The sequence below is a fragment of the Streptomyces sp. NPDC089424 genome (assembly GCF_044749345.1).
Taxonomy (GTDB): domain Bacteria; phylum Actinomycetota; class Actinomycetes; order Streptomycetales; family Streptomycetaceae; genus Streptomyces.
In genome coordinates this window covers 28068-54114 of the sequence record NZ_JBIVHU010000001.1, presented here as the reverse complement: position 1 = coordinate 54114, position 26047 = coordinate 28068, and the positions used below count along the sequence as shown (strand labels likewise).

Annotated in this window: 22 protein-coding genes; 14 read left to right on the top strand and 8 right to left on the bottom strand. The window is 72.6% G+C overall.

Features of this window, described 5'->3' with window-relative positions; all coding sequences use genetic code 11:
- Positions 1-31 precede the first annotated feature (31 nt).
- Positions 32-1816 (bottom strand): glyoxylate carboligase, encoded by a 1785-nt coding sequence (gcl, locus tag ACIP2X_RS00205; protein WP_401665357.1) that lies wholly within the window; start codon positions 1814-1816, stop codon positions 32-34.
- A gap of 167 nt (positions 1817-1983) precedes the next feature.
- On the opposite strand from gcl, the gene ACIP2X_RS00200 reads away from it, so the two are divergent.
- Positions 1984-2631, top strand: a complete 648-nt coding sequence (locus tag ACIP2X_RS00200; RefSeq protein WP_401665355.1) for a hypothetical protein — start codon at positions 1984-1986, stop codon at positions 2629-2631.
- A 33-nt stretch (positions 2632-2664) separates the two neighbouring features.
- Here the strand turns inward: ACIP2X_RS00200 and ACIP2X_RS00195 are convergent, their stop codons facing one another.
- Positions 2665-3426, bottom strand: coding sequence for an SDR family NAD(P)-dependent oxidoreductase (locus tag ACIP2X_RS00195; protein ID WP_401665353.1), 762 nt, complete (start codon positions 3424-3426; stop codon positions 2665-2667).
- 148 nt (positions 3427-3574) lie between these two features.
- Between ACIP2X_RS00195 and ACIP2X_RS00190 the strand changes: the two genes are divergently transcribed.
- A complete protein-coding gene (locus ACIP2X_RS00190) occupies positions 3575-4501 on the top strand; it encodes an AraC family transcriptional regulator N-terminal domain-containing protein (protein ID WP_401665350.1) in 927 nt (308 codons plus the stop codon).
- A 13-nt stretch (positions 4502-4514) separates the two neighbouring features.
- On the opposite strand, the gene ACIP2X_RS00185 is transcribed toward ACIP2X_RS00190, so the two are convergent.
- A complete protein-coding gene (locus tag ACIP2X_RS00185; RefSeq protein WP_401665348.1) occupies positions 4515-6185 on the bottom strand; it encodes an AMP-binding protein in 1671 nt (556 codons plus the stop codon).
- Between the two features lie 254 nt (positions 6186-6439).
- Between ACIP2X_RS00185 and ACIP2X_RS00180 the strand changes: the two genes are divergently transcribed.
- A complete protein-coding gene (locus tag ACIP2X_RS00180; protein WP_401665346.1) occupies positions 6440-9256 on the top strand; it encodes an AAA family ATPase in 2817 nt (938 codons plus the stop codon).
- Positions 9257-9480: 224 nt separating this feature from the next.
- Positions 9481-10272, top strand: a complete 792-nt coding sequence (locus ACIP2X_RS00175) for a S1 family peptidase (RefSeq protein WP_401665343.1) — start codon at positions 9481-9483, stop codon at positions 10270-10272.
- Between the two features lie 141 nt (positions 10273-10413).
- Here ACIP2X_RS00175 and ACIP2X_RS00170 read toward each other — a convergent pair whose 3' ends face one another.
- Positions 10414-11508: a winged helix DNA-binding domain-containing protein gene (locus tag ACIP2X_RS00170; RefSeq protein ID WP_401665340.1), complete on the bottom strand. Its 1095-nt coding sequence runs from the start codon at positions 11506-11508 to the stop codon at positions 10414-10416.
- 171 nt (positions 11509-11679) lie between these two features.
- Here ACIP2X_RS00170 and ACIP2X_RS00165 point away from each other — a divergent pair, with 171 nt between their 5' ends.
- The 6 genes from ACIP2X_RS00165 (at position 11680) to ACIP2X_RS00140 (ending at position 17105) form a co-directional block, all read left to right on the top strand.
- Positions 11680-12813: a magnesium and cobalt transport protein CorA gene (locus ACIP2X_RS00165; protein ID WP_401668750.1), complete on the top strand. Its 1134-nt coding sequence runs from the start codon at positions 11680-11682 to the stop codon at positions 12811-12813.
- 146 nt (positions 12814-12959) lie between these two features.
- Positions 12960-13199 (top strand): hypothetical protein, encoded by a 240-nt coding sequence (locus tag ACIP2X_RS00160; RefSeq protein WP_401665338.1) that lies wholly within the window; start codon positions 12960-12962, stop codon positions 13197-13199.
- A gap of 187 nt (positions 13200-13386) precedes the next feature.
- On the top strand, positions 13387-14433 hold the full coding sequence (locus ACIP2X_RS00155; protein WP_401665336.1) for an acyltransferase family protein: 1047 nt from the start codon (positions 13387-13389) through the stop codon (positions 14431-14433).
- A gap of 208 nt (positions 14434-14641) precedes the next feature.
- On the top strand, positions 14642-15253 hold the full coding sequence (locus ACIP2X_RS00150; RefSeq protein ID WP_401665333.1) for a histidine phosphatase family protein: 612 nt from the start codon (positions 14642-14644) through the stop codon (positions 15251-15253).
- A 101-nt stretch (positions 15254-15354) separates the two neighbouring features.
- Positions 15355-16008, top strand: a complete 654-nt coding sequence (locus ACIP2X_RS00145) for a response regulator (protein ID WP_401665330.1) — start codon at positions 15355-15357, stop codon at positions 16006-16008.
- A complete protein-coding gene (locus ACIP2X_RS00140) occupies positions 16005-17105 on the top strand; it encodes a sensor histidine kinase (protein ID WP_401665328.1) in 1101 nt (366 codons plus the stop codon). The genes ACIP2X_RS00145 and ACIP2X_RS00140 overlap by 4 nt, the downstream gene beginning before the upstream one ends.
- Positions 17106-17125: 20 nt before the next feature.
- Here ACIP2X_RS00140 and ACIP2X_RS00135 read toward each other — a convergent pair whose 3' ends face one another.
- Complete coding sequence (locus ACIP2X_RS00135) at positions 17126-18814, bottom strand: methyltransferase (RefSeq protein ID WP_401668747.1); 1689 nt, start codon at positions 18812-18814, stop codon at positions 17126-17128.
- A 533-nt stretch (positions 18815-19347) separates the two neighbouring features.
- Positions 19348-20514: a 4-hydroxybenzoate 3-monooxygenase gene (locus ACIP2X_RS00130; protein ID WP_401668745.1), complete on the bottom strand. Its 1167-nt coding sequence runs from the start codon at positions 20512-20514 to the stop codon at positions 19348-19350.
- A 268-nt stretch (positions 20515-20782) separates the two neighbouring features.
- Here ACIP2X_RS00130 and ACIP2X_RS00125 point away from each other — a divergent pair, with 268 nt between their 5' ends.
- The gene (locus ACIP2X_RS00125) at positions 20783-21736 is read left to right on the top strand and encodes an NAD(P)H-dependent flavin oxidoreductase (RefSeq protein WP_401665326.1); all 954 of its coding nucleotides are present in this window, start codon (positions 20783-20785) and stop codon (positions 21734-21736) included.
- Positions 21737-21779: 43 nt separating this feature from the next.
- Complete coding sequence (locus ACIP2X_RS00120) at positions 21780-22523, top strand: SOS response-associated peptidase (protein ID WP_401665324.1); 744 nt, start codon at positions 21780-21782, stop codon at positions 22521-22523.
- A gap of 99 nt (positions 22524-22622) precedes the next feature.
- On the opposite strand, the gene ACIP2X_RS00115 is transcribed toward ACIP2X_RS00120, so the two are convergent.
- Entirely contained in the window at positions 22623-23474 is an 852-nt protein-coding gene (locus ACIP2X_RS00115; RefSeq protein WP_401665322.1) for an alpha/beta fold hydrolase, read from the bottom strand.
- Positions 23475-23665: 191 nt separating this feature from the next.
- Between ACIP2X_RS00115 and ACIP2X_RS00110 the strand changes: the two genes are divergently transcribed.
- Positions 23666-24337 (top strand): IclR family transcriptional regulator, encoded by a 672-nt coding sequence (locus tag ACIP2X_RS00110; RefSeq protein WP_401665319.1) that lies wholly within the window; start codon positions 23666-23668, stop codon positions 24335-24337.
- A 104-nt stretch (positions 24338-24441) separates the two neighbouring features.
- The gene (locus ACIP2X_RS00105; protein WP_401665317.1) at positions 24442-25227 is read left to right on the top strand and encodes a thioesterase family protein; all 786 of its coding nucleotides are present in this window, start codon (positions 24442-24444) and stop codon (positions 25225-25227) included.
- 12 nt (positions 25228-25239) lie between these two features.
- Here ACIP2X_RS00105 and ACIP2X_RS00100 read toward each other — a convergent pair whose 3' ends face one another.
- A complete protein-coding gene (locus tag ACIP2X_RS00100; protein WP_401665314.1) occupies positions 25240-26007 on the bottom strand; it encodes a GNAT family N-acetyltransferase in 768 nt (255 codons plus the stop codon).
- Positions 26008-26047: the final 40 nt, after the last annotated feature.

Below are 26047 nucleotides of genomic sequence, written 5' to 3'. Positions count from 1 at the left end.
GCCCCGGAGGCCTGTCGGCCGGACCGGCGTGTCAGACCTTCAGTGTCTTGATCGACGTCGGCGCGTGCCCGGGCTCCGTCGCGAGCTCCTCGAACTCCACGACGTTGCTGATGTCGTTCGTGCCGGACATGGAGATGTTGGTGATCCGCTCCAGGATCGCCTCGACGACCACCGGCACCCGGAACTCGGCGGCGAGCTTCTTGGCCTGTTCGAAGGCCGCGCCCAGCTCGTTCGGGTCGGTCACCCGGATCGCCTTGCAGCCGAGGCCCTCGGCGACCTTGACGTGGTCGACGCCGTAGACGCCGAGCTCCGGCGAGTTGAGGTTCTCGAACTCCAGGTTGACCTGGAAGTCGATCTCGAACGCCCGCTGCGCCTGGCGGATCAGGCCCAGATAGGAGTTGTTGACCAGGACGTGCACGTAGGGGATGCGGTGCTGGGCGCCGACCGCCAGTTCCTCGATCATGAACTGGAAGTCGTAGTCGCCGGAGAGGGCGACCACGGACGCCTCCGGGTCGGCCTTGGCGACACCCAGGGCGGCCGGGATGGTCCAGCCGAGAGGGCCCGCCTGGCCGCAGTTGATCCAGTGCCGCGGACGGTAGACGTGCAGCATCTGGGCACCGGCGATCTGCGAGAGGCCGATGGTGGTGACGTACCGCGTCTCCGGGCCGAAGGCCTTGTTCATCTCCTCGTAGACGCGCTGCGGCTTGATCGGGATGTCGTCGAAGTGGGTACGCCGCTGGAGGGTGGCCTTCTTCTCCTGGGCGGCGGCCGACCAGGCGGAGCGGTCGGGCAGTTCGCCGGCCGCCTTGAGCTCCCGGGCCACCTCGACGAACAGCTCCAGCGCGGCCTTGGCGTCGGAGGCGATGCCGTAGTCGGGCGCGAAGATCTTGCCGATCTGGGTCGGCTCGATGTCGACGTGCACGAACTTCCGGCCGGCGGTGTAGACGTCGATCTTGCCGGTGTGGCGGTTTGCCCAGCGGTTGCCGATGCCGAGGACGAAGTCGGACTCCAGGAACGTCGCGTTGCCGTAGCGGTGCGAGGTCTGCAGGCCGACCATGCCGGCGTTCAGCTCGTGGTCGTCGGGGAGGGTGCCCCAGCCCATCAGGGTCGGCACGACCGGGGTGCCGGTCAGCTCGGCGAACTCCACGAGGAGTTCGGCGGCGTCGGCGTTGATGACGCCGCCGCCGGCCACGATCAGCGGGCGCTCGGCGGCGTTCAGCATCCCGACGGCCTTCTCGACCTGGGCACGGGAGGCGGCCGGCTTGTAGACCGGCAGCGGCTCGTACGTCTCCGGGTCGAACTCGATCTCGGTGAGCTGGACGTCGATCGGCAGGTCGATGAGGACCGGGCCCGGACGGCCGGAGCGCATCAGGTGGAACGCCTGCTGGAAGACGCCCGGCACCTGCGCGGCCTCCAGCACGGTGACCGCCATCTTGGTCACCGGCTTGGCGATAGAGGCGATGTCGACGGCCTGGAAGTCCTCTTTGTGGATGACCGCGGTGGGCGCCTGTCCGGTGATGCACAGGATCGGGATGGAGTCGCCGATCGCGGAGTACAGGCCGGTGATCATGTCGGTGCCGGCCGGGCCGGACGTGCCGATGCACACGCCGATGTTTCCGGGGTGGGTGCGGGTGTAGCCCTCGGCCATGTGCGAGGCACCCTCGACGTGGCGGGCGAGGGTGTGGCTGATGCCGCCGGACGCCTTGAGTGCCGCGTAGAACGGGTTGATCGCCGCGCCCGGCACACCGAACGCGTCCGTGACGCCCTCGCGCCTGAGGATCTCGACTGCCGCGCGGGCAGCGGTCATACGAGCCATTGAGTACTCCTGCTTCGGCTGTCGGATGCGTACTCCCGTCGCGCCCCGCCGGTGAGCACTTCCGTATAGCGGAAAGTAACTTCTACGATCTGGAAGCAATGTACGGCTCGGCGCCAAATGCCGTCAAGGGACGGACAGACGGGGCGGGACAGGAGCACCATGTGGCCATGCCCGAGAGCCTGCCGGTGCGCTGCCCGGCCTGCCGACGCGAGCACGTCTACACCGCGCCGTCCTACCCCTGCGCCTGCGGCGCCCCCGCCGGCCCGGCGCCGGACCCGCACGCCGCGCCGGAGGCCGTCGCGCACCGCAGCTGGGACGAGGAGTGGGTGGAGGTCCCCTGCGCGCCCTGCGGCCGGCGCAACCAGTGGCCGCGCCCGGAGCTGGGCTGCCCCTGCGGAGCCGTGCTGCGCCTGCCGGTGGCGGTCCCGGACGCCGGCCCGCGACCGCCCGTCGCCCTGCGCACCGCCCGCGACGCGGTCACGGCCGCCGCCCTCTATCTGCACCGGCTCGGCCACCGCGACCTGCGCCGCGCCGACCAGCGGCCCCCCTCCGGCATAGGGCTCTCGGCCGACGGCCTGCTGGCCCAGGTCGATCCGTCCGAGCGCCCGGCGACGGTGCGGGACGTCGAGTGCCTGTGGCTCATGGCCATGACGGAATCGGTGCGCTGCGTGTACTTCTCCCTCTCCGGGTACGCCGTCGAGGCCCGCGCACGCGCCGACTCCCTCGGCGTCCCGCTGTTCGCCGTGGACGACCCGACCGGCACCCCGCGCCCGGTGAACCAGCCCGCCGACGCCCTGCACGCCACCCTGACCTGAGACCCGTGGGGTCGCGGGCCTCCCGGCGCGCGCTCAGAGGTTGTAGCCGCCCGACACCTCCAGGTTCTGGGCGGTGACCCAGCGGCTCTCGTCGGAGACGAGGGTGGCGATCATCGCGCCGATGTCGTCGGGCTCGCCGACCCGGCCCAGCGCGGTCTTCGCGGCGAGCGCCGGGATCACCTCGGGGAAGCGGGTGAAGGCGTCGTCGGCGAGACGGGTGCGGGTCGCGCCCGGCGAGATCGCGTTGACCCGGATGCCGCGGGGACTGAACTCCTTGGCCATGTAGCGGGTCAGCACGTCCAGGCCGCCCTTCATGGAGGCGTACACCGAGTAGCCGGGCTCCAGTCCGGTGGTGGTCCCCGCCGAGTTGCTGCTGGTGTTGACGACGGCCCCGCCGTCCGCCATCAGGGGCAGCAGCCGTTGCGTCAGGAAGTAGGGGCCCTTCAGGAGCACCCGCATCAGCCGGTCGAACATCTCCTCGGACATGTCCTCGATCAACGCCGTCTGCGCGATGCCGGCGTTGTTGACCAGGCAGTCGAAGGTGTCGCGCCGCCAGGTGTCGCGCAGCACGCCGGCCACCGTGTCGCGAAAGGCCTCGAAGCCGGCGCTGTCGCCGACGTCCAGCGGAAGGGCGACGGCGGTGCCGCCCGCCTTCTCGATAACGGCGGCCGTCTCCCGTCCGCCTTCGGCGTTCCTGCCGTAGGTCAGGATGACCCCGTATCCGCGCGCGGCGATCTCGATCGCGGCGCTCCGCCCGATGCCGGAGCTGGCGCCCGTGACGATGGCGACCTTCATGATTGTCCTCCCGAAAGTGGTCGTTGCTTGGCTTCTACCTCCATTCAATGGCTCTGAGCTGCGAAGACGTACAACGATCCTCGCCGGGACTTGCACGATCCTCTCGATCGGGGGTGGTGTGTCAGACGAGGGGTGCTGCAATGGACGTATGCACCTCGATGAGCGAAGCCCGCGGCTGGAAGAGCTCCGCACGCTGCTGGCCCGGCACGCCCGGCCCGACTGGACGACCGCCGTCGACGGCGTCCTCGTCTCGAAGGTCGACCGGCCGGACCCGCCGGCGCCGTCGATGACCGGCACGGTGCTGGCGGTCATCGCCCAGGGCGCCAAACGGCTGGCGCTCGGCGAGAAGGTGTTCGAGTACCGCGCCGGGCAGTATCTGGTCGCGTCGGTCGACCTGCCCGTCACCGGACAGTTCCTCCAGGACGTGCCCGGGCAGCCCGCGCTGGGCTTCGGGCTCACTCTGGAGCCGTCGGCCGTCGCCGAGTTGATGCGCCAGGACGGGCCCGGGGACGCACGCCGGACCCCTGGCGGCGCGCCGCCGGGGATCGTCGTCAGCGACGCCCCGGACGCGTTGCTCGACGCCGTGGTCCGGCTGCTGCGCCTGCTCGACGAACCCCGCGACCGGGCCGTGCTGGCCCCGCTGTTCAAGCGGGAGATCCTGTGGCGCCTGATCACCGGCGAGCAGGGCGCGACGGTGCGCGCCCTCGGTCTCGCCGACAGCGGCCTGAGCCACATCTCCCGGGCGGTGCGCTGGATCCGTGAGCACTACGCGCAGCCCTTCAGGGTCGAGGACGTGGCGCGGCTGTCCGGCATGAGCGTCTCCGCCTTCCACCGCAACTTCCAGGCGGTGACCGCGATGAGCCCCATCCAGTTCCAGAAGCAGATCCGGCTCCAGGAGGCCCGGCTGCTGCTCGCGACCCACCCCGGCGACGTCACCGGCGTCGGCCACCGGGTCGGCTACGACAACCCGTCGCAGTTCAGCCGCGAGTACCGCCGCCAGTTCGGCGCGCCCCCCAGCCAGGACGCCGCCCGGCTGCGGCACGCCGCGCGCACCCCGGCGGCGGCCCTGCCCTGACCGGACGCCCGTGTCAGCGGAAGTCCTCCTCGCGGTACTCGTCCACCGAGCCGGCGGCGGTGGCATCGCGCAGCTCGATGCGGCGGATCTTGCCGGAGACGGTCTTCGGCAGGCTCCCGAACTCCAGCCTGCGGACCCGCTTGTACGGCGCGAGGGTCTCGCGGGAGTGCTCGAAGAGCACCTTGGCCGTGTCGGGCCCCGGCTCCCAGCCCTCGGCGAGGACGACGTACGCCTTCGGGACCGCGAGGCGCAACTCGTCGGGGGCGGGCACGACGGCCGCCTCGGCCACCGCCTCGTGCTCCAGCAGGGCGCTCTCCAGCTCGAACGGGGAGATCTTGTAGTCGGAGGCCTTGAAGACGTCGTCGGCGCGGCCGACGTAGGTGATGTAGCCGTCCTCGTCACGGGAGCCGATGTCGCCGGTGCGGTAGTAGCCCCCCGCCATCGCCTCCGCCGTGCGCTCCGCGTCGCCGTGGTAGCCGGTCATCAGACCCGCCGGACGGTCCGACAGGTCGAGCGCGATCTCGCCCTCGGCGGCACCCGGCGCACCGGACACCGGATCCAGCAGCGCCACGCGGTAGCCCGGGCTGGGGCGGCCCATCGAGCCCGTCTTCAGCGGCTGGCCGGGGCTGTTGGACACCTGCACCGCGGTCTCGGTCTGCCCGAACCCGTCGCGCACGGTGACCCCCCAGGCCCGCCGCACCTGCTCGACGACCTCGGGGTTCAGCGGCTCCCCGGCGGCCACCACCTCGCGCGGCACGGTGCGCAGCTGCGTCAGATCGGCCTGGATGAGCATCCGCCACACGGTGGGCGGGGCGCAGAACGTGCTCACGCCCGCCCGGTCCATCTCCGCCATCAGGCGGGGGGCGTCGAAACGGGCGTAGTTGTGGACGAAGACGGTCGCCTCCGCGTTCCACGGCGCGAAGAGGTTGGACCAGGCGTGCTTGGCCCAGCCCGGGGAGGAGATGTTCAGATGCACGTCGCCGGGCTTCAGGCCGATCCAGTACATGGTCGCCAGGTGCCCGATCGGGTACGACGTGTGGGTGTGCTCGACCAGTTTCGGGCGGGCCGTCGTCCCCGAGGTGAAGTAGAGCATCAGCGTCTCGTCGGCGCGGGTGGGACCGTCCGGAGCGAAGTCCGCCGGGGCCGTGCGGGCGTCCTCGTAGCGCAGCCATCCCTCGGGGGCGCCCCCGACCGCGATACGCGTCCAGTCGCCCGGCACCTGGGCGAACTTGCCGCTGTCCTCGGCGCGGACCAGGACGTGCCGGACCCGCCCGCGCTCCACCCGGTCGCGCAGGTCCGCCGGGCCGAGCAGCGGCGTGGCCGGGATGACCACGGCGCGCAGCTTCATCGCGGCCAGGGCCGTCTCCCACAGCTCGACCTGGTTGCCCAGCATCACGAGGATCCGGTCGCCGGCGCCGACGCCCTGGGCGCGCAGCCAGTTCGCGGCACGCGCCGAGCGCTCGGCCATGGCGGCGAAGGACACCTTCCGCTCGGTGCCGTCCTCCTCGACGATGTGCAGGGCGGTGCGGTCGTTGCCGGCCGCGACGACGTCGAACCAGTCCAGTGCCCAGTTGAAGTACTCCGGGCGCGGCCAGCTGAATCCCGCGCAAGCGGCCTCGTAGTCCTCGCGGTGGTGCAGCAGAAAGTCCCGGGCCGTGCGGAACTGCTCCGTCGCCGTCGTCATGTGTCCTCCTGGGTGCCGGACCGTCGCCGGGCGGTTCGCTCACATCGTGTACCGCGCGGGGCGGGTGTCACCACCCCGCAACGGTGGTGCGTGGCCACGCATGGGCGGGCCCCGGCGCGGGCAGACCATTCACCTGACCGTCGACTGAATTTGCCCATGCATCCCTGTTGTTATTTCCCTCACCACCTCGGCGCTCCGGATTTCAATGAGTTGTTGCCTAGAATTTGGCCCGGACACGACACACGGAGGGAGCGGTGACCGTGCGACAGGACTTCAAGGAGCCTGCCCGAAGCCGCCCCGAGCTGGTCATCGGCCAGGAGGACCTGTTCACGGCGGCGCGTGAGCAGCTCGGCCGCGGAGGCAGCGTGCTGCTCCACGGGCCCGCGGGAATAGGAAAGTCGACCGTGCTGCGGGCATTGGCCGCGGATTACGCGGAGGCGGCACGGACCGTGCTGCGCTGCTCGGCGACCGAGTCCGAATCGCATCTGCCCTTCCTGGCCCTGGCCGACCTGCTCGGCCTGGTGCTGGAGGAGGTGTCCGGCACGCTGCCCGCCGCCCAGCGCACGGCGCTGGAGTCGGCGCTCACCGGCCGCGGCGAGTCCACCCTCCAGCGCGACGGCCTCGCGCTGCGGCTCGCCGTGCTGTCCGCGCTGCGCGCGCTCGCCGCCCGCGGTCCCGTCCTGGTCGTCGCGGACGACGTGCAGTGGCTGGACTCCGCCAGCTCGGAGCTGCTCGGCTTCGCCGCCCGCCGCCTCGGCGACACACCGGTCACGATGCTGTGCGCGGTCCGCACCGAGGGCCAGGAGTACGACCAACACCTGCGCACCTCGCCCCCGGACACCTTGGCCGTCCGGCTCGGCCCGCTCACCCGCGCCCAGGTCTCCGCCCTGCTCGACCACCGCGGCTACACCGGCCTGCCGCGCTCCACGGTCCGCGACATCCACCGCACCAGCGGCGGCAATCCGCTCTTCGCGCTGGAACTCGGCCGCGCCCTCGCCGAGAACCCGACGCCGCCGCGCCCCGGCGAGCCCCTGCCGGTGCCGACCTCGCTGCGGGCCCTCGTCCTGAGCCGGCTGGAGATGCTCTCGGCGCAGGCCCGGCACACCCTGCTCGTCGCCAGCGCCGGCGCCCGGCCCACCCTCTCGCTGCTGCACGCCGCCGGCCGGGAGAACGCCGAGGCCGAGACCGCCCGCGCCGCCGAACTCGGGCTGCTGGCCACGGAAGCGGAGGGGCCCGCCGTACGTTTCGCGCATCCCCTGGTCTCGGCGGCGCTGTACGCGGAGGCGCCCGCGCACCAACGGCGTGCCGCGCACGCCGCGCTGTCCACGGCGGCCTCCGATCCGATCGAGCGGGCCCGGCACCTGGCACTGGCGACCACCGGTACGGATCCGGAGGTGGCGGCGCGGCTCGCCGGTGCCGCCATGCTGGCCCGCGACCGGGGCGCGCCCTCGGTGGCGGCCTCCCTCGGACTGCTGGCCGCGCGGCACGCACCGGCCGACAGCGTGCCGGGCCCCGACGAGCGGCGCCTGCAGGCGGCCGAGGACGCGATCACGGCCGGCGAGGTGGACCTCGCCCGGGACATCGCGCGTGAGGTGCTCACCCGGGCCACGGCCGCGGCGGAGCGGGTGCGGGCCTGGATGGTGGTGATCGAGGCGGCCGGGCAGGCGCTCGGGGAGGTCGACGCCGCCTTCCCGCAGGCGCTCGCCGACGCGGGCGACGACCCGCGGCTGCTCGGCCTGGTCCACTACCAGCTCGCCTGGCGGGCACTGGTCCTGGAGGGCGACTTCGCCGAGGGCCGGGAGGAGGCCGCGCACGCCGCGGACCTGGCGGCGCGGGCCGGGGACCGGCGTACCGAACTGCTGGCCCTCGCCCTCCAGGCGCAGGCCGAGACCCTGATGGGCCATCCGGACGCGCCCGCCACCATCAAACGGGCGCTGAAGGAGCCTCAGGACCCGCAGGTGGCCTGCCACCACAACGGAGCCGGGTCGACCCGCTTCCGCTGGCTGCTGATGAGCGATCAGCTGCCGGAGGCCCGCAACACCGTCACCGCGCTGCTGCGCGAGGTCCGGCGCCGCGGCATGGTCGAGAGCGAGGTGCACTTCCTGCGGCTGCTGGCGGAGACCGAGCTGCGCTCCGGGCACTGCGGGCGCGCCCTGGACCTGGCCCGCGAGAGCCTGCGTCTCGCCCGCGACTCCGGCATCGGCGAGGTGGCCTCCGCGATGCTCGCCTCGCTCGCCGAGGCCTCCGGCGGCAGCGTGGAGCAGGGGCTGGCGCTCGCGCGGGAGGCGGTGCAGCACGCCGAGGGGGACGGCGACCAGATCTACGTCTCCCGCGCGCTGGCCGCCCTCGGACACGTCCAGTTGGTCGCCGGGGACGCGCAGGGCACCGTCCGGTCGCTGCGCCGGGTGCGGGAGCTGGAGAACGGGCTCGGCGTCACCGACCCGGCGCGCGGCCGCTGGCACGGGGACCTCGCGGAGGCGCTGGTGCGGATCGGCGAGCCGGCCGAGGCCCAGGACGTCATCGACGTGACACGCGAGCAGGCCCTGCGGCTGGGGCGGGAGAGCGTGCTGGCCGTGCTGGACCGGGCGGAGGCACTGGTGCGCGCGGCGGGCGGCGAACACAAGGCGGCGGTCGTCCAGTTGATGTCGGTGCAGGACCGGCTCGGCAAGCTGGGCTACGGACTGGAGGAGGCGCGGGCCGCCTTCGAACTGGCCCTGCTCGGGTCCGGGCACGGCCCGGGTCCGGCGTCCTACGACGAGGCGGCCCGGCTGTTCCGGCGGTGCCGGGCGCTGCCCTGGCTGCGGCAGGTCGAGGCGGCCGCGGCGGCGGGGGCGACTCCGGAGCGGCAGCCGCCCCCGCCGCCCGCGACGGCCGTGCTGGAAGGGCTCGCCGCGATGGAGCGTCAGGTCGCGGAGCTGGTGATGGAGGGCGCGACCAACAGGGAGATAGCCGGGCGGCTGTTCATCAGCGTGAAGACGGTCGAGGCGACCCTCACCCGGGTCTACCGCAAGCTGGGGATCCGGTCCCGCGTGGACATCGTCCGGCTCGCGGCGGGACGGCACGTCAAGTAGGCAGAGGACGGGCCCCACGCCCCGGCGGCGCCGGTCGAGGCACCCCGTACCGAGGGTTTTCCCTGCCCCAACCCCCCTAGGGGGTTCCCTCATTGGGACGGACGTGTGCCCCGCCCTAGCTTGGGCGTGTGCCGCTCGCCGGGCACACGGGGGTCGGACCCGAGTCCCTCGTGCTCCACCCCCCACCCGCGCGACCCCCCACCGGCAACCCCTTGAGGAGACTCATGTTCGGGCTCACCCGTGCGAGAAGGACCGCGGCGCTCGTCGCCGCGACCGCTGCCGCCGCCGCGACCGCGCTGCTCGCCTCCCCCGCCGCCGTCGCCGCCCCGCAGCCCATCGTCGGCGGGACGACCACCACGACGACCGCGTACCCGTTCATGATGCAGATCACCGACGCCTCGCAGAACCAGTTCTGCGGCGGCACCCTGGTCTCGCCGACGAAGGTCGTGACCGCCGCCCACTGCATGGTCGGCGAGACCACGGGCAGCGTCCGCGTGGTCGGCGGCCGCACGTACCTCAACGGCACCAACGGCACCGTGAGCCGGGTCAGCAAAATCTGGATCCACCCCAGCTACTCGGACGTCACCGACGGCGACGACGTGGCCGTCCTGACGCTGTCGACGTCGATGCCGTACACCACCGCGAAGTACGTCTCCTCCTCGCAGACCTCGGTGTACGCCGCCGGCACCACCGCCCGCGTCGTCGGCTGGGGCACCACCTCCCAGAGCGGCAGCTCCTCCAACCAGCTGCGGACCGCGACCGTCCCGACCGTGTCCGACGCCGGATGCCGCACCTCCTACGGCTCCGACTTCGTGGCGAGCGACATGGTGTGCGCCGGCTACGCCTCCGGCGGCGTCGACACCTGCCAGGGCGACAGCGGCGGACCGCTGCTCATCGGGGGCGTCCTCGCGGGGATCACCTCCTGGGGCGAGGGCTGCGCGCAGGCCGGGTACCCCGGCGTCTACACCCGGCTGACCACCTTCTCCAGCCTGGTCGGCGCGCAGGTCAACTCGTAACGGGTGACAATTCCTGAGGGCGCCTCAGGCCAGTAGACCAGGGGGGGGGGGGGGGGGGGGCGGCCCGCCCCCCCCCCCCCCCCCCCCCCCCCCCCCCCTCTCCATGCGCCGCGACGGGCGCCCTCCCCGCTTCGGGCCCGGTCACGGCAGGACGGTTCCGAAGCGGACGTCGTACGACGCCCCCTCGTGCAGGACCCGGAGCACGCGCGCGCCCTCCTCGGTCACCTGGTCGCGCTCCGTGCGGGTGAGGGTGCGGAACGGCTCGACGACCAGGGCGTCGTCGAGCAGCCGCCAGACGCCCGCCAGGAAGCCGTCGACCAGGAGCGGGCAGTGGAACGTGTTCACCTGCCAGGTGCGGCCGTGGTGCGCGGGCGGCACCACGCGGGCGCGGTCCGCGTGCGAGAGCAGCAGGTTGTCGAACTCGGGCAGGAAGCGCGGCGGGGCCTCGGTCTCCGGGTCGGGACGAGGGGCGTCGGGAAGGTCGAAGAGTTCGGTGCCGGCCTCGTCCCGGAAGGTGATCAGCCGGGGGCGGAGCCGTTCGAACACCGGGCGCATCCGGGTCAGGCCCGACCAGGTCTGCATGTCCTTCACGGAGGCGGGCCCGAAGGCGCCGAGATAGCGCAGCACGGCGCTGTCCGCGGTGGCGGCCGGCTCACCCGGGCGGCCCAGCCAGTGCTCGGCGGTCGTGAGGCGGACCTGTGCGCTCCTGCCCCACAGCCCGCGCGGGGTGATCTGGACCAGCGGGAGCGTGCAGCGGGCGGCGACGGCCAGGGCCTGCGGGTCGGCGTCGGGCCACTCGCAGGACAGCGCCTCGCGCAGCTGGCGCATGGTGCGCGGCTCGGCCTCGACCAGCTCCCGGGCGATCCCGGCCAGCCGCTCCAGGTCGACGCCGGTGAGGCCCTTGCGGAAGATCCTGAGCTCCCGGTCGCGGGTGGGCTGCACCAGCGGGCGCAGGGTGAGGGAGTCGTCGGCGGTGTGCAGGTGGATGGTGGAGCGCAGGGTGACCGTCCGGACCGCCGCGCGGTCGGCCAGGAGCGCCGAGAGCTGCTCGGGACGGAAGCCGTCGAGGCGGGCGGCGAGCGCGTAGTAGGGCGGCTTGACCTCCTGGGCCTGGAGTCCGACGAGGTGCTCCACCGCCGCCTTCGCGGACAGCGGCGCGCGGCGCAGGAGCAGCTGGCGGTCGAGGGTGGCGCGGTTCAGGGCGCGGGTGCCGAGCACTGCCGTCGTCTGGGTCATGCTCCGCACGCTAGCGGGGCTTGCGGACAGTTCCGGCCCGCTTTCCCGGCCCGCGTTGCCGGTCCGCGTTTCCCTCGGGGGACCGCGTTCTCCTTCGCCACCCCGCCCGATGCCGTTTGCCCCCTATATCCTTGCGAACGATCAGCCGTGGACCGAGCGGGGAGGTGCCCCATCGCCTGGAGGAACGGGTCGAAGAGGTCCGGCCGGCGCCGCACCCCGCCGCCGCGGCCACCGGCCGGCCCGCCGCCCGCGGACGGTACGCCTCCCGCGCAGCCGGCCGAGACGGGCAGCGTGGTCGAGGCCGCGCTGTACGAGGACGGCGTCCGGGTCTCCTCCCCCGCGACCCTCGCCGACACCTACCGCGAGCTGAACGAGAAGCCGGCCGGCATGGCCTGGATCGGCCTGGCCCGCCCCACCGAGCGTGAACTCCACTCCCTCGCCGAGGAGTTCGACCTGCACCCGCTGTCCATCGAGGACGCGATGGAGGCGCACCAGCGGCCGAAACTGGAACGTTACGGCGAGACCCTGTTCGTCGTGCTGCGGGCGGCCCGCTACCTCGACGCGCCGGAGGAGGTCGACTTCGGCGAGCTGCACGTGTTCGTCGGCCCCGACTTCCTGATCACGGTCCGCCATGGCGCGGCCCCCGACCTCTCCGCCGTCCGCCGGCGCATGGAGGAGACGCCGGAACTGCTGAGGCTGGGCCCGGAGGCGGTCCTGTACGCCATCCTCGACGCGGTGGTCGACGGCTACGCACCGGTCGTGGAGGGCGTCCAGACCGACATCGACGAGATCGAGACGGAGGTGTTCCGCGGCGACCCGGAGGTCTCGCGGCGCATCTACGAACTCTCGCGCGAGATGGTCGAGTTCCAGCGCGCCACCCGTCCCCTGGTCGGCATGCTGCACGGCCTGATGGCGGGCTTCGCCAAGTACGGTACGGACGAGGAACTCCAGCGCTATCTCCGCGACGTCGCCGACCACGTCACCCACATCAGCGAACGCGTGGACGGTTTCCGCCAGGCACTGACCGACATCCTGACGGTGAACGCCACCCTGGTGACCCAGCAGCAGAACGCGGAGATGCGCACCCTGGCGGAGGCGGGATTCGAGCAGAACGAGGAGATCAAGAAGATCTCCTCCTGGGCGGCGATCCTGTTCGCCCCGACCCTCGTCGGAACCATCTACGGCATGAACTTCTCCCACATGCCCGAGCTGCACTGGGGGTTCGGCTACCCCTTCGCCATCGCCCTGATGGCGATCGTGTGCACCAGTCTGTACTTCATCTTCAAACGCAAGGACTGGCTCTGAGCAAACGCGCGAGCGTGCTGCCGGGACGTCCTACGAGAACTTGCAGGGTTGTCCCATGGCCGGCATTGCTATTCCGATCCTCCTGCCCCTCCTGATCGGACTGTTCTTCTGGAGCCGTCCGCGACCCGGAGGAGGCATGCCACCGGGTGGGCGAGACCTACGACCGGGCGTATCGCAGGGCGAACTTCGAGGAGTACACGCGCTGGTTCCCGCTGCACGACAGGTGCCACGCGGGCTACGACCTGGTGCCGGCCTGGGTGAATCCGGTCTTCGTCACGCTCCCCGTACTGGCGCTCTTCACGGTGAAAGTTTGCCGCAAGTTTCTCTCGTTGAATTTCTCTATTCACTTACGGTCGCCTAATGAGCCCGACCGGCGGCACCTGTAGGCACAAAAAACGCAACTAAGTTTTACGATTACCACACTGATCACCTATGCTCGCCTGGCCCCACGGCGCGACGTTTCCGCCTCCGGTCGATCGGTGGCGCTCCTGTGTTGGGCACACATCGGATTCGTGTCGGAGGCTTCGAGCAGTTATGGCACTGCCATCGAACGAGCGGCTTCAGGCTGCCTCGGTGACGGACAGAGTCCCGCGCTGGGACAACGTACGGGCGCTGTCGGCGACGTTGATCGTGGTGCTGCACACCACCGGCCCGGCCGTGCCGGACGGTGGCATGCTCCAGACCTTCAACGTCACCATGTGGCCGCTGCGCGTCCCGGCGTTCGTCATCCTCGCGGGAGTGTTCAGTCACGGGGGCCCACTGGAGTCGCGCTACGCGCGCGGCCTCGTCGGACGGATCCTCGTCCCCGCCACACTGTGCTGGATCCTGCTCTCCACGGAGAAGGTCCTGCTCGGCATGGAGTTCACCTTCCATCTGAGCCGATGGCCCTGGACCCTGTGGTTCCTGATGGCCCTGCTGTGGTGGCGGCTCCTGCTGCCCCTCATCACCCAGCTGCGCTTTCCGCTGCTCTGCACCACGGCGCTCGCCCTCGTGGCCGGCTACTTCGGCGAGATCGGCGACAACTACGCGGGGGCCCGGACCCTGATGTACCTGCCGCTGTTCTACCTGGGCTGGCGCCTCGGTCAAGGCACCCTGTTCGCCTCGTGGTTCACCTCGCGCCGCACCCTGCCCCTCGCCTGGGCCGGACTGATCCTTGGTCTCGGCGGTGCCTTCCTCGTCTGGCGGCCCTGGCCCCATTCCGCGGTGCTCTACGACGACGTGCCCCTGCCCATCGAGCTCGCCTGGTTCCCCCGGTTCTTCATCCTGGTGGCGTCGGCAGCCCTGGTGCTGTGCCTGCTCCGTGTCACCCCCAACCGCCGCATCCCCTACATCACGTCGATGGGCGCCGCAGGCTTCACCATCTACCTGCTCCACCCCTTGTTCATCCGCCCCTTCCTGGTCCTGGGCTACGCCGACCGCGTCGACACCCGCTCCGAACAAGCCGCCATGTTCCTCGGCGCGGTCGCCCTGGCCGTCTTCCTCGGCAGCCCCCTGATGCGACGCCTGGCCCGTCCCCTGACCCGTCCCCCGATCGACCGCTTCCTCTTCAAGCCGAAGCCGAAGCCGAAGGCCCCGGCACCGGTGCCGCAGCCCCAGCCGCCCAGGGAACTCGTCGGCTGACGGGCGTCACCGGCGTCGGCAGCACCAGGCACCACCCGTCGCCGTTCGTGGCCCGCGCGGGACGGTGGTCCGCCGACCGGCGGGTGGGGATCCGCCGGTCGGCGGGGGCGTTCCGGCCGTCTGCCGGATGGATGTGGCGGCTCGGTTGCTGAAGTGTGGTGATCGAAGCTGCGACGGGCGCGTCCGCGGCGGAGAAGGAGGTGGCGGGGTGACTCTGCGAGTGACGATGCTGAGTGCCACCGGCACGGATGCCGGCGACGAACTGTTCTTCGGGGACGGCGGCGCGGGCACCGCGACCGAGGTCGTCCTTCCGCCGTACGCACTGGCCCTGCGGGCGCCCTCCGCCCGCTGTGCGCGGGCCGCGGAGGCCCTCGCGATCGCCGCCGCACCCGAGAGCGCCCTGCGTGACCTGGACCGCGGCAGCTGGGACGGCCGCCCGCGCGAGGACGTCGCCGCCGAGGACCCCCACGGCTTCTCGGCGTGGCTGACCGACCCCGGGGCGGCACCGCACGGAGGCGAGTCGGTCGCCGCGCTCTGCCGCCGGACCGCGGCATGGCTGGACTCCCTGCCCACGGACATCGGACGCGTACTCGCCGTCACCGAGGCCGCCGTCGTCCGGGCCGCCCTGGTGCACGGCCTGTCCGCGCCCGACCGCGCCTTCTGGCACCTCGGCACCCCGCCCCCCGCGGCGATCACGCTGACGCTCCACGACGGCTGCTGGACCGTCCGGCCCGGGACCATGGCGATCCCAGGGCAACGCCGGCAGGCGGCCGACACCGGGGCGGCCGGACTCTTCGCACCCCTTCTCGTACAGCCGTGACCGCAGTGCTCCGGCGGTCCGCCGGCGGGCGGCTCCCGGCGGCGGAGCCGCCCCCGCCGTGATACGAATCGGACAGTGGTCCGAAACCGGCTGGAGCACACGTGATCCGGGTACTGGTGGTCGACGACGAAGCCCTGATCCGCACGGGCTTCGAGCACATCCTCGACGCAGCCGACGGTATCGAGGTCGTCGGCGCGGTGTCGGGCGGACAGGCGCTGCGGACGGCGCGCGAGACGCGCCCCGACGTGGTCCTGCTGGACATCCGGATGCCCGACGTGGACGGGCTCACCGTCCTCGGTGATCTTCGTCGGCTGCCGGAGCCTCCCGTGGTGGCCATGCTGACCACGTTCGACATGGACGAGTACGTGGAGACGGCGCTGCGCTCGGGCGCCGCCGGCTTCCTGCTCAAGGACACCGATCCCGAGGAGCTGCCGCTCGCGGTGCGCAGCCTGGCGAGCGGCGGCACGGTGCTGTCGGCCAAGGTGACGCGGACGGTGGTGGAGGGCTATCTGAGCGCCGGTGCGCAGGAACACCCGCCGGACGTCCTCAGGCGGCTGTCCGACCGTGAGCGCGACGTGCTGGTGCTCGTCGCCGAGGGCCTGTCGAACGCGGACATCGCGACCCGGCTGCACCTGAGCACCGGCACGGTCAAGGATCACGTGAGCGCGATCCTCACCAAGCTGGAGGTCAGCGGCCGGGTGCAGGCCGCCCTCTTCGCCCAGCGCGCGGGCCTCCTCACCAGGGGTTCGCCGTGACCCGCCGCGTGTCCCCGCTGCTCCTGGACGGCCTGGTGGTGGGCCTGGCCCTCCTCGACGTCTGGGTGCACTGGGACGCCGAGGAGCTGTGGCGGACGGCCTGCGGCCTGGCCGGCGCCGTCGTCCTGGTGCTGCGCCGACGGCGACCGCTGCTCACCTTCGTCCTCACCCTGCCGGCGGTGCTGCTGTCCGACGCGCTCTTCGCGTGCCTGGTCGCGCTGTACACGCTCGCCTCCCTCAGTCGCAACCGGACGCTGCTCGTCGCGTGCGCTCTCGTCTACACCTTCAGCGACTCGACGCTCCTGCCGTCGGTGGAGCTCGATCTGACCGACCCCTCGACGCTGATCAGACTCGGCTACACCGCCGCGACGGCCGCCGCCGCCGTGTTCCTCGGGCAACTGGTGCTGACGCGCCGCGACCTGTCGCTGAAGCTGACCGAGATCTCGCAGGCACGCGACCACCAGCAGTTGCTGACCGCACAGGCGGTCCTCGCCAAGGAACGCGCGCAGCTCGCGCGGGAGATGCACGACGTCGTCTCCCACCAGGTCAGTCTGATCGCCGTACGTGCCGGAGCGCTCCAGGTCGGCACGGCCGACCCCGAGGTCAAGGAGGCCGCCGCGACGATCAGGCGGCTGAGCGCGCAGACGCTCGACGAGCTGCGCCACATGGTCACCGTCCTGCGCGCCTCCGGCGGCCGCCCCACGGAACTGACACCGCAGCCCGCCCTCACCGACCTGCAGAAGCTGGCGGACAACTGCGGGATCGAGACCGAGCTGAAGACCGACCTGTCCGAGGATCTCCCGCCCACCGTGCAGCGCGCGGTCTACCGCACGGTCCAGGAGGCCCTGACCAACACCCGTAAGCACGCCCCCGGCGCCACCGCGCGGATCGACCTGTCCCACACCGACGGCCGCGTGCGCGTCCGCGTCACCAACACCGCGCCGACCCGTCCGGCGCTGCCTCTCCCCGGCGCACACCACGGCCTGATCGGTCTGCGCCAGCGCACCGAGCTGCTCGGCGGCACCATGACCTCGGGTCCGACGAGCGACGGCGGTTACGAGGTCTGCGTGGTGCTCCCGACCGAGGCCACGGCGTGAACGGGCCGCGCGGGCGGCGCTCAGGGCGCCGGGGACCTGCGGGCGTGCAGCACGCTGCCGTCCAGCGGGAGCGGTGAGCGGTCCACGAGGGTCAGTCCCGCGCCGTCGAGCAGGTGGGCGTAGTGCGCGGTGGTGCGTTCCCGGCCGCCGACGTTGCACATCATATGGAGGTCCCAGGCGGTGGCCAGCGAGACCGAGCCGTCGGTGGGCAGCACGCGCTCGACGATCAGCAGGTCGGCGTGGATGGGCATCGCGCGGGCGCAGTGGCCGAGGATCTCGGCGCACCGCTCGTCGTCCCAGTCGTGCAGCACCCGGGAGAGGACGTAGACGTCGCCGCCCGGCGGTACGTCGGCGAAGTCGCCCGTCCGGTAGGCGCAGCGATCGCCGCAGCCGGCGGCGTCCAGAAAGCGGCGGGCGGCCTCGACGACGTGCGGGCGCTCCAGCAGGACACCGCGCAGCCGCGGATGCGCGGTGAGGACGCGGCCGAGGAGTTCCCCGGTACCGCCCGCCACGTCGACGACGACCGCCGGCTCGGCCGCCTGGCTCGCGGCCGTGAGGACGGGGTGGCTCGGCAGGGGCGCGAACATGCGGGAGCTCGCCGCCATGGACCGGTCGAAGAGGTCGGCGAGTTCGGGGTGGCGGGCGAAGTGGTCGAAGTGGTTCTCGCCGAAACGGTGCTCGAAGGCGACCTGTCCGGTGCGCACCGTGTGCGGGAGATCGGCGAAGGACTCGTAGAAGGGACCGCCGTACATCAGCGCCAGCGGTCGCATCGAGCCCTGCACGTCCTCGCGCAGCAGCGCGCCGCGTTCGGTGAGCCGGTAGCCGCGGCCCTCCTCGGCCACGACGTCCAGCATCACCAGGTACCGCAGCAGCGTGGCCAGGTTCCGCGGGTCGGCGCCGACCGTCCGTGCCAGGGGTTCGACAGCGGTCCCGGTGTGCGTGTCCATGGCGTCGGCGATCCGCAACCGCGCGAACGCGGCCAGGGCCTGGGTGGTCCACGCCCCGGTCAGCAGGCGCAGGAGCGATTCAGCAGGCTGCCGGGTGCGCTGTTCGTCCAGGTGCGTGGTCAGCACGTCCTGGTGGTCGCCGTGCGCGTAGAGCTCCACCCGGTGGTATCCGGCCTTCGAGCCGGGCGGTGCGGTGAAGTAGAAGACCGTGCCTTCCTCGTGCGGGTTGTATCCCCCGCCGTCGGGGACCGCGCCGTGCCGGGCGAGGATCGCGCACAGTCCGCGCAGCACCAGCGGATCCGGGCACTCGACCTCGAAGGCGAGGTGTGCCTCGTGCTGCCGGGCCCGTTCGTGCGCGGCGATCGGCGCCAGCCCGGAGCCCGGCGGCACGGTCAGTGCGAACACCTCGACCGCACGCCGCGCCCCGTCCGGACCCACCACCGCGGGACGCAGGATCCGCACGTCGAGTTCCGTCGCCGCCAGCCCGTGGCGCAGGGCCAGGCGCTCCCGTACGACGACGCTCGGCAGGTCGGCGGCTTCCGCGTCCAGCCCGCAGTCGGCCAGCGCGGCGCGCAGCGCCCGGCCGTCCGGCGGGAAGACGAGCAGCGCGGCGTGCGCGAAGCGGCAACGGTCGGCGAGCGCCCGCAGTTCGGGGCCGTCCAGGCAGGGCAGCAGCAGCGGGAACAACGTGGTGGTGTCCTGCTCCCTGACGAAGTCGGCCGTGGCCCTCAGGCGGTCCTCGTCGCCCGGCATCGTCGTCATGGTCACGAGGGCATCCTCATTTCGGTACGGGGGTTGCGCGCGGCGCAAGGGGACGCGCCGGCAAGGGATTTCGTCACACGGAGTCCCGGAACGCGGGACTCCGGTACACGGGGCTTTCGGTAGGCGGGGCTTCTCGGTGCGCAGGCCTTCGGCGCGAAACCTCGGTGCTCAGGGCTTGGGTACGCAGGGACTCGGTGCTTAGGGCTTTCGGTGCTTAGGGCTTTCGGTGCTCGGGGCTTTCGGCGCGCAGGACTCTGGTGCTGAAGGCTTTCGGCGCTCGGGGCTATCAGTGCACGGCGTTTTCGGTAAGGAGGACTTCGGCGCGCAGGACCTCGGTGCTGAAGGCTTTCGGTGTGCAGGGCTCGGTGCTGAGGGCTTTCGGTGCTCGGGGCTTTCGGTGCTCGGGGCTTTCGTGCGCAGGACTCAGGTGCTCCGGGGCTTTAAGTGCGCGGGGTTTTCGGTCCGCAGGACTTCGGTGCGCAGGACCTCGGTGCGCGGGGCGCCGTCGTGCCGGTGTGCGGGTTTCAGGGGTCTCAGACGCCGACGTAGTTCTCGGCGAACCAGTCCTGCTGGCTGCGCGAGGTGCGCAGCGCCTCGATGCGGGAGCGCCGCAGCGAGTGGTGGAACGACGAGTCGCCGTCCGGCCCGGACGGCTCGTGCAGCAGCTGGATCATCCACCGCGAGAAGTCCTGCGCACGCCAGATGTGCGTCAGACAGCGCGCCGAATAGCGGTCGAGCCCCTCGCCGTCGCCCCGCACGAGGTCGTCGGCCAGGGCGTCGGCGAGCATCTCGGCCTCCAGCACCGCGAGGTTCGCGCCCTTGGCGGCGGACGGGCTGATCACGCTCGCGGCGTCGCCCGCGAGGAGGAGCGCACCGTGACGCAGGGGTTCGAGCACGTCGGAGTCCAGATCGACGACGCCGCGCTGCACGATCGGGCCCCGGTGCAGCGGCCCGTACCGCGCGGCGCGCATCCGCAGCTCCAGCTCCTCCCAGATCCTCTCCTGCGACCAGGCGTCGGCGGGGCTGTCGCGCTCGCACTGGAGGTAGTAGCGCGTGATGTCGCGGGTGCGTGCCATGTGCCCGGCGAATCCACGCGGGTGCACCGCGTAGCCGACGGCGTCGAGACTCGGCGGCGCCTCGACGAGCAGGCCGAGCCAGGACACCCCGTGGTCGAGGCGGTGGTGGCGGACCGCGCCGGGCGGGAGCGAGGCGCGCGCCGCGCCCCGCCTGCCGTCGCAGCCGGCGACGTACCGGGCCTGCCACCGCACGGTACGGCCGTCCGGCTCGCGCACCGTGACGGCGGGCCGGGAGGTGTCCGCGCCGAGGACGGCCACCGCCTCCGCCTCGAACCGGATCCGGCCGCCGGCGTTCACGTACCGCGTCAGCAGATCGGTGACCAACTCCTGCTGCGGGTAGACGGTGTGCGGCTCCCCGCGGCCGAGGCTGCCGTACTCCAGGCAGAAGCGGCCGTCGTCGGTACGGAACTCGCAGGCTCCGTGCTCCCGGCCGCGCCGGCGCAGTCCCTCGGCCAGACCGTGCCGGTCCAGGATCCGTACGGTGTTCGCGGCGAGGAAGCCCGCACGCGCCCGGGTCTGTACGTGCGCTCGGCCGGCGCGCTCCAGGACGACGCAGTCGACCCCGCTCCCATGGAGCAGGTTCGCGAGCACCAGCCCCGCCGGACCGGCACCGAGAACGACCACGTCAGCCACGCCCTCGACGGGCGCGACGTTCTGACTTGCTGTCACAGCAGCGGATCTTAACCACTGAAAAACGCACGGACCGGCGATGATCACTCGAATGTGTACAAGATCAGCGAATCACTCTCCGCCGGTGCGTCCGGAGCCCCCGAGACTGCGAGGGTGCCCCACGCGACGGCCCCGGATAAGCTGGCGGAAGAAGCGGAATCCGACCGTCCGCCCACGGCCACGGAGATCCGTGGCTCCCGCCCGGATCGAGCGGGAGGCACTCATGCTCCGCACCCCGGTATGCGAGCTGCTCGGCATCGAACTGCCCGTCGTCTGCGCGCCCTTCGGCCCCTGGAACGAGGTCCCGCTGGCGGTCGCGGTGTGCGAGGCCGGCGGCCTCGGAAGCCTCGGAACGGCCGCCCGCGACCTCGCGCGGCTGCGCGACGAGTGGGCCGAGATGCGCCGGCTGACCAGCCGCCCGTTCGCGGTCAACCACACCACCCGCCCCTTGGACGAGGACGCCTTCCAGGCCACGATCGAGGACCGCCCGCGCGTCATCTCGTTCCATCTGGCCGTTCCCCGGGATTTGATCAGCCGGGCGCACGACGCGGGCATCCTCTGGATCCAGCAGGTGATGGACGCCCGGCAGGCCGCCGAGGCCCTGGACGCCGGTGCCGACGTCCTCATCGCGCAGGGCGGCGAGGCCGGCGGCCACGGGGGCGAGGTCAGCACCCTGGTGCTCGTACCGCAGGTCGTGGACATGGCCGGGGACACCCCGGTGCTCGCGGCGGGCGGCATCGCCGACGGACGCGGTCTCGCCGCGGCCCTCGTGCTGGGCGCCCAGGGCGTCTCCATGGGCACCCGCTTCCTGGCGTCGCAGGAGATGCCGGCGTCCGACGAATGGAAAGAGCGGATCGTCGCCGCGGACGCCGTCGACGCCGTGAAGGTGGCGGGCAGCGAGCGGATCCTTCCGCCGTACTCCCGCCCCGGCAGCTTCGGCGTGCCGCGCGCGCTGCGCACCCCCTTCGTGGACACCTTGCGGGAGAAGCCCGAGGACATCGACCCGGGCGAGGCCGGGCCGCGGTTGATGCGGGCGATCCACGCCGGCCGGGGCGACGAGTTCATGCCGTTCGCGGGCCAGTCGGCGGCGCTCGTGCACGACATCCGGCCGGCGGGCGAGATCGTGCGCGGGGTCGTGCGCGAGGCGGAGGCCGTCCTGGCCGGGCAACACCGCTGAGCGGGTCGGACGCGCGGCCCGGACGGGGTGGCACAGTGGCCGTATGTGCGGCCGCTACGCATCCAGCCGAAGCCCCGAGGACCTCGTACGGCTCTTCGAGGTCACCGACTGGCGCCCCGAGGAGACGATCGCCCCGAGCTGGAACGTGGCGCCCACCGACCAGGTCTGGGCCGTCCTCGAACGCGCGCCGCGCGGCGCGGGCGACGACGCCGCGCCCGGACGTGAGCTGCGGCCGTTGCGCTGGGGCCTCGTGCCGTCGTGGGCCGAGGACGTGAAGATCGGCGCGCGGATGATCAACGCCCGGGTGGAGACGGTGCACCAGAAGCCCGCCTTCCGGCGCGCCTTCACCCGGCACCGCTGCCTGCTGCCCGCCGACGGCTTCTACGAGTGGCAGCAGGCCGAGGACCCGGCCACGGGCAGGTCCCGCAAGCGGCCCTACTACATCCACCCCGAGGACGACCAGGTCATGGCGCTCGCCGGGCTGTACGCGTACTGGCGCGACCCGGACGTCGAGCAGGACGACGACCCGGCCGCCTGGCTGACGACCTGCACCGTCCTCACCACCGAGGCCACCGACGCCGCCGGGCGCGTCCACCCCCGCATGCCGCTCGCCCTCCCCCCGGACCACTACGCCGCCTGGCTCGACCCCCGCCGCCACGACCCCGACGACCTGCGCGCCCTGCTGACCCGGCCCGCCGACGGCCGCCTGGACGTCCGGCCGGTCTCCACCGAGGTCAACAGCGTGCGCAACAACGGCCCGCAGCTCCTCGAGGAAGTCGCGCCCTAGCGAGCGCCCGAGGGGTTCACAGGGTTCATCAGAGTCACGCTCCAGACTTCGGAGCGGGAGTACGCTTGATGGAGCGGCCCTTGGGCGGGGGCGCGGGCCTCAGCGGTCCGCACGGTCCAGGAACTCGCCCACACGCGCCGCGAAGATCTCGGCGTACTGGAAGAGGAAGCCGTGTCCGGAGCCCGGATAGATCACCAGCTCCGCGTCGGGGAGCAGCTGGGACATGAGGAAAGAATTCACGGTGGGCACCATGACGTCGTCACTGCCGTTGGCGACGAGCACCGGAAGGCGCAGGTCCGCCAAAGCGCCGTAGGTGCCGTCGCCGCCGGCCGACGACCAGTGCCCGATGGCTTCGATCTGCCGCTCGTAGGACGCCGCCGGGACCTCCGGCTCGCGCTCCGGCCGACGGTGGGTGCGTTCCCACAGGTCCTCGGCGTGTCGCGATCCGGCGGCGGAGTCGGGGAAGAACAGCACGCGCAGTGCGGCCTGATCCATCTCCGGCGCCGAGCGCAGGGGCGCGACCTGGGGCCGGGAGGGCAGGACGCCCTCGCCGGCGCCGGGACCCGTCCCGGCCAGGACCAGGCGCCGTACCGCCGCCGGATGGGCCAGGGCCAGCCGCTGGGCCACGTACCCGCCGAGCGAGAAGCCGAGAAGGTCGGCCGGGGCGCCGACGACCTCGGCGACGAAGCCCGCCGCGGCCTCGGCCATCTCCGTGACGGTGCCGGGGGTCCGGCCGCCGGACCGGCCGACGCCGGCGTTGTCGAACAGCAGGACCGGTCGCGTCGCGGCGAGGGAGTCGACGAGCGACGGGTCCCAGTCGTCCATCGTGCCGCGGAACCTGTTCAGCAGGACGAGGGGGGTGCCGTCGGTCCGGCCGAAGCGGCGATAGGCGAAGCGTGTGCCGTCCACCTCGGCGAACCTGTCGGGAGCCGCGAGAGAAGGGGAAGTCATGATGCCGCCTTTCGTGGGGTGACAGGTGAACTGTCGGCCGGGCGGCGTCCCGTCGCACGCCGCGGTCGGCATATCCGTACGACCCGCGGAAAAGGGCAGTGCCTCTGCGGACATTCCGGATCGCGCACCGCTGCCCGGGAACGGGACCGGGACCGGGGCCGGGATGCGCGTCGGAACCGAGGAGCGTGGTGATGTCGACGCTCGCGAAAGCCGGCCGCTTGCTGGACCTGTTCACGGCCGACGTACCGGAGTGGGGGGTGAGCGAGGTCGCGGCCTCGCTGGGCATCCCCCGGTCCACCGCGCATTCCCTGCTCACCGGGCTCACGGAGATGGGCCTGCTGCAGCTCCGCCGCCGGGGCCGCTACGAACTGGGCTGGCGCGCCTTCGAACTGGGCGAACTGCACCGCTCGTCCTCCGCCCTGGTCTCCGCCGCCCACCCCGTCCTGGAGTCCACGGCCCGCCGCCTGGGCGAGACCGTCTGCCTGAGCGTCCTGCTGCGCGACCGTGTGCTGTTCGTCGCCAAGGCCGTGGGCGACGGCCCGCTGTCGGTGCTGGGGCCACGCATCGGCACCCGCTACGAGGCCCACGCGTTCCCCTCCGGGCGGCTCCTGCTGGCCGCCCGGGCGCACGACGAGGCCGACCGGCGGCTGGAGGGGATCCTGCCCTCCGGGGTCTCCTTCGACCGCGGCGAATTCCTCCAGGACGTGGGGGTCGCGGCCACGGGAGTGCGCGGTCCCGGCGGACGGGTCGTGGCGGCCCTCAGCATCAGCGCCCCGCTGCGCCGGTTCGCCCGGCACGAGCCCGCGCTGGCCGTCGCGGTGCGGTCGGACGCCGCACGCGTGGCGGAACGCCTGCGCGAGTAGGCCCCGGCCATCCGGCCCGATCGATGGGAAATCCCCCTGGGCTGTCGTAGGTTCGACCCTATAGGTTTGAATTTCAAACTTACTCGCTCCCCGGGAGGGGCGACATGACTGGTTCAGCAGCACACTCCGCCGGCACCACGGTCCGCATCGACCGCTCCTGGGCCTCCTGGCAGGGCGCACACGGTGGCTACGTCGCCGCACTCGCCCTCGCGGCCATGCGTGCGGACCTGGCGGGACGGACCTCTCGCCCCGCCCCCTTCCGCACCCTCGGCGCGCACTTCCTCGCACCGGTGGACGGGCGTCCGCTGCGCTTCACGACCCACGCCCTGCGCGAGGGCCGCCGCACCTCCGTGTCCTCGGTCACCGCGGTGCAGGACGGGGACCCGGTACTGACCGGCTCGGCCGTGTTCGGGCACGGCGGCAGCGGCCCCGCGTACACCGATCCGACCGATCCACCGCCGCCGGCCCTACCCCGCCCGGACGACTGTCCGACGCTCACGCTCCCCCGCGATCTCGCCCGGTTCGCCGCCCACCTGGAGATCCGCCCGGCCACCGACACGCGCCCGCTGGGCGGCGCGGACCGCGCAGAACTCCTCGCGTGGACACGCTTCGCCGACCGCAGGCCGCTGGACGCGCAGACCCTGGTGGTCCTCGCGGACGCGCTGCCGCCCGCCCTGTTCGCCCTGTGGACCGCGCCCCGCCCGGTGCCCACCGCCGAGCTGACGGTGCACTTCACCGACGCGCTGGACGCAGGCCCCGCCGAGGACTGGGTCCTGCTCCGGATCCGTACCGAGCACGCCGGCAGCGGCTGGGCGATCGAGAACAGCTGCATCTGGTCCACCGACGCCGAACTCCTGGCCCTCGCCCGCCAGGCGCGCGCCGTGCGCTGACGACGGGGCCGATCACCCCGCCGGGAGCCGGAACAGCCGGTACGCGGCGACCTCGGTGAAGCCCATCCGACGATAGAGCGAGGCACCGGGCCCGCTCGCCTGGAGGGTGCCGATGCGCACCCCGCGGGCCCGGGCCGTCCTGAGGGCGGCCGCCGTGAGGACGGCACCGACACCCTGACGACGATCGGCTTCGAGGGTGGTCACCACATACACGCCGGCCACCCCGTGGGCCTCGTAGAGCAGAGCGGTACCGACGGCCCGACCCTCGATCCGTCCGACGAGCCGGACGATGCGGGCGGCGTCCGGCCGCTCCGACTCCACGCGCAGGATGCCGTCGTGGAGTCCGGGCGGGAAGCCGAAGGAGGGCCCGTACACCCGCACCCACTCGCCGAGTGCGTCGGCGTCGTCGACCGTCCGGACCGAGAGACCCGCCGGCCCGTCGGGCTCCGCGAGCCGATCGATGTCGACAGCCATGACCGGCATCGCGCCGGACGGGACGGCGCCGTGGCGGACGAGGCACTCGGCGGTGTCCGGGGCGCTGTCGGGCCCCACCCACCACATCCACGGCACCCCGGCCAGACGCTCGGCGGCCTCGCGTATCGCCCTCTCGGCCCGCTGAGTGCCCCGGCGGCGCAGCACGCCGTTGAGCTGGGGATCGGCGAGCCCGCTGCGGTAGCAGCTGAGGTCGTCGTCCAGGGAGCCGCCGACTCCCCAACCGAGCCAGTAGTCCCTGCAGTTGGCGAGCTGCGGCGTCAGGTCCTTCAGAAAGTCCACCACCATCGGGATCACCCGTCCTTCCGTGCGCACGCGTCATCACGGC

Excerpts from the sequence above, each read along its gene's own strand:
- gcl (WP_401665357.1), bottom strand. The coding sequence starts at position 1,816 with ATGGCTCGTATGACCGCTGCCCGCGCGGCAGTCGAGATCCTCAGGCGC.
- ACIP2X_RS00175 (WP_401665343.1), top strand. The coding sequence starts at position 9,481 with ATGTTCGGGCTCACCCGTGCGAGAAGGACCGCGGCGCTCGTCGCCGCG.
- ACIP2X_RS00105 (WP_401665317.1), top strand. The coding sequence starts at position 24,442 with ATGACTGGTTCAGCAGCACACTCCGCCGGCACCACGGTCCGCATCGAC.
- ACIP2X_RS00195 (WP_401665353.1), bottom strand. The coding sequence starts at position 3,426 with ATGAAGGTCGCCATCGTCACGGGCGCCAGCTCCGGCATCGGGCGGAGC.
- ACIP2X_RS00170 (WP_401665340.1), bottom strand. The coding sequence starts at position 11,508 with ATGACCCAGACGACGGCAGTGCTCGGCACCCGCGCCCTGAACCGCGCC.
- ACIP2X_RS00110 (WP_401665319.1), top strand. The coding sequence starts at position 23,666 with ATGTCGACGCTCGCGAAAGCCGGCCGCTTGCTGGACCTGTTCACGGCC.
- ACIP2X_RS00120 (WP_401665324.1), top strand. The coding sequence starts at position 21,780 with ATGTGCGGCCGCTACGCATCCAGCCGAAGCCCCGAGGACCTCGTACGG.
- ACIP2X_RS00185 (WP_401665348.1), bottom strand. The coding sequence starts at position 6,185 with ATGACGACGGCGACGGAGCAGTTCCGCACGGCCCGGGACTTTCTGCTG.
- ACIP2X_RS00125 (WP_401665326.1), top strand. The coding sequence starts at position 20,783 with ATGCTCCGCACCCCGGTATGCGAGCTGCTCGGCATCGAACTGCCCGTC.
- ACIP2X_RS00200 (WP_401665355.1), top strand. The coding sequence starts at position 1,984 with ATGCCCGAGAGCCTGCCGGTGCGCTGCCCGGCCTGCCGACGCGAGCAC.
- ACIP2X_RS00190 (WP_401665350.1), top strand. The coding sequence starts at position 3,575 with ATGCACCTCGATGAGCGAAGCCCGCGGCTGGAAGAGCTCCGCACGCTG.
- ACIP2X_RS00135 (WP_401668747.1), bottom strand. The coding sequence starts at position 18,814 with ATGACGACGATGCCGGGCGACGAGGACCGCCTGAGGGCCACGGCCGAC.
- ACIP2X_RS00100 (WP_401665314.1), bottom strand. The coding sequence starts at position 26,007 with ATGGTGGTGGACTTTCTGAAGGACCTGACGCCGCAGCTCGCCAACTGC.
- ACIP2X_RS00115 (WP_401665322.1), bottom strand. The coding sequence starts at position 23,474 with ATGACTTCCCCTTCTCTCGCGGCTCCCGACAGGTTCGCCGAGGTGGAC.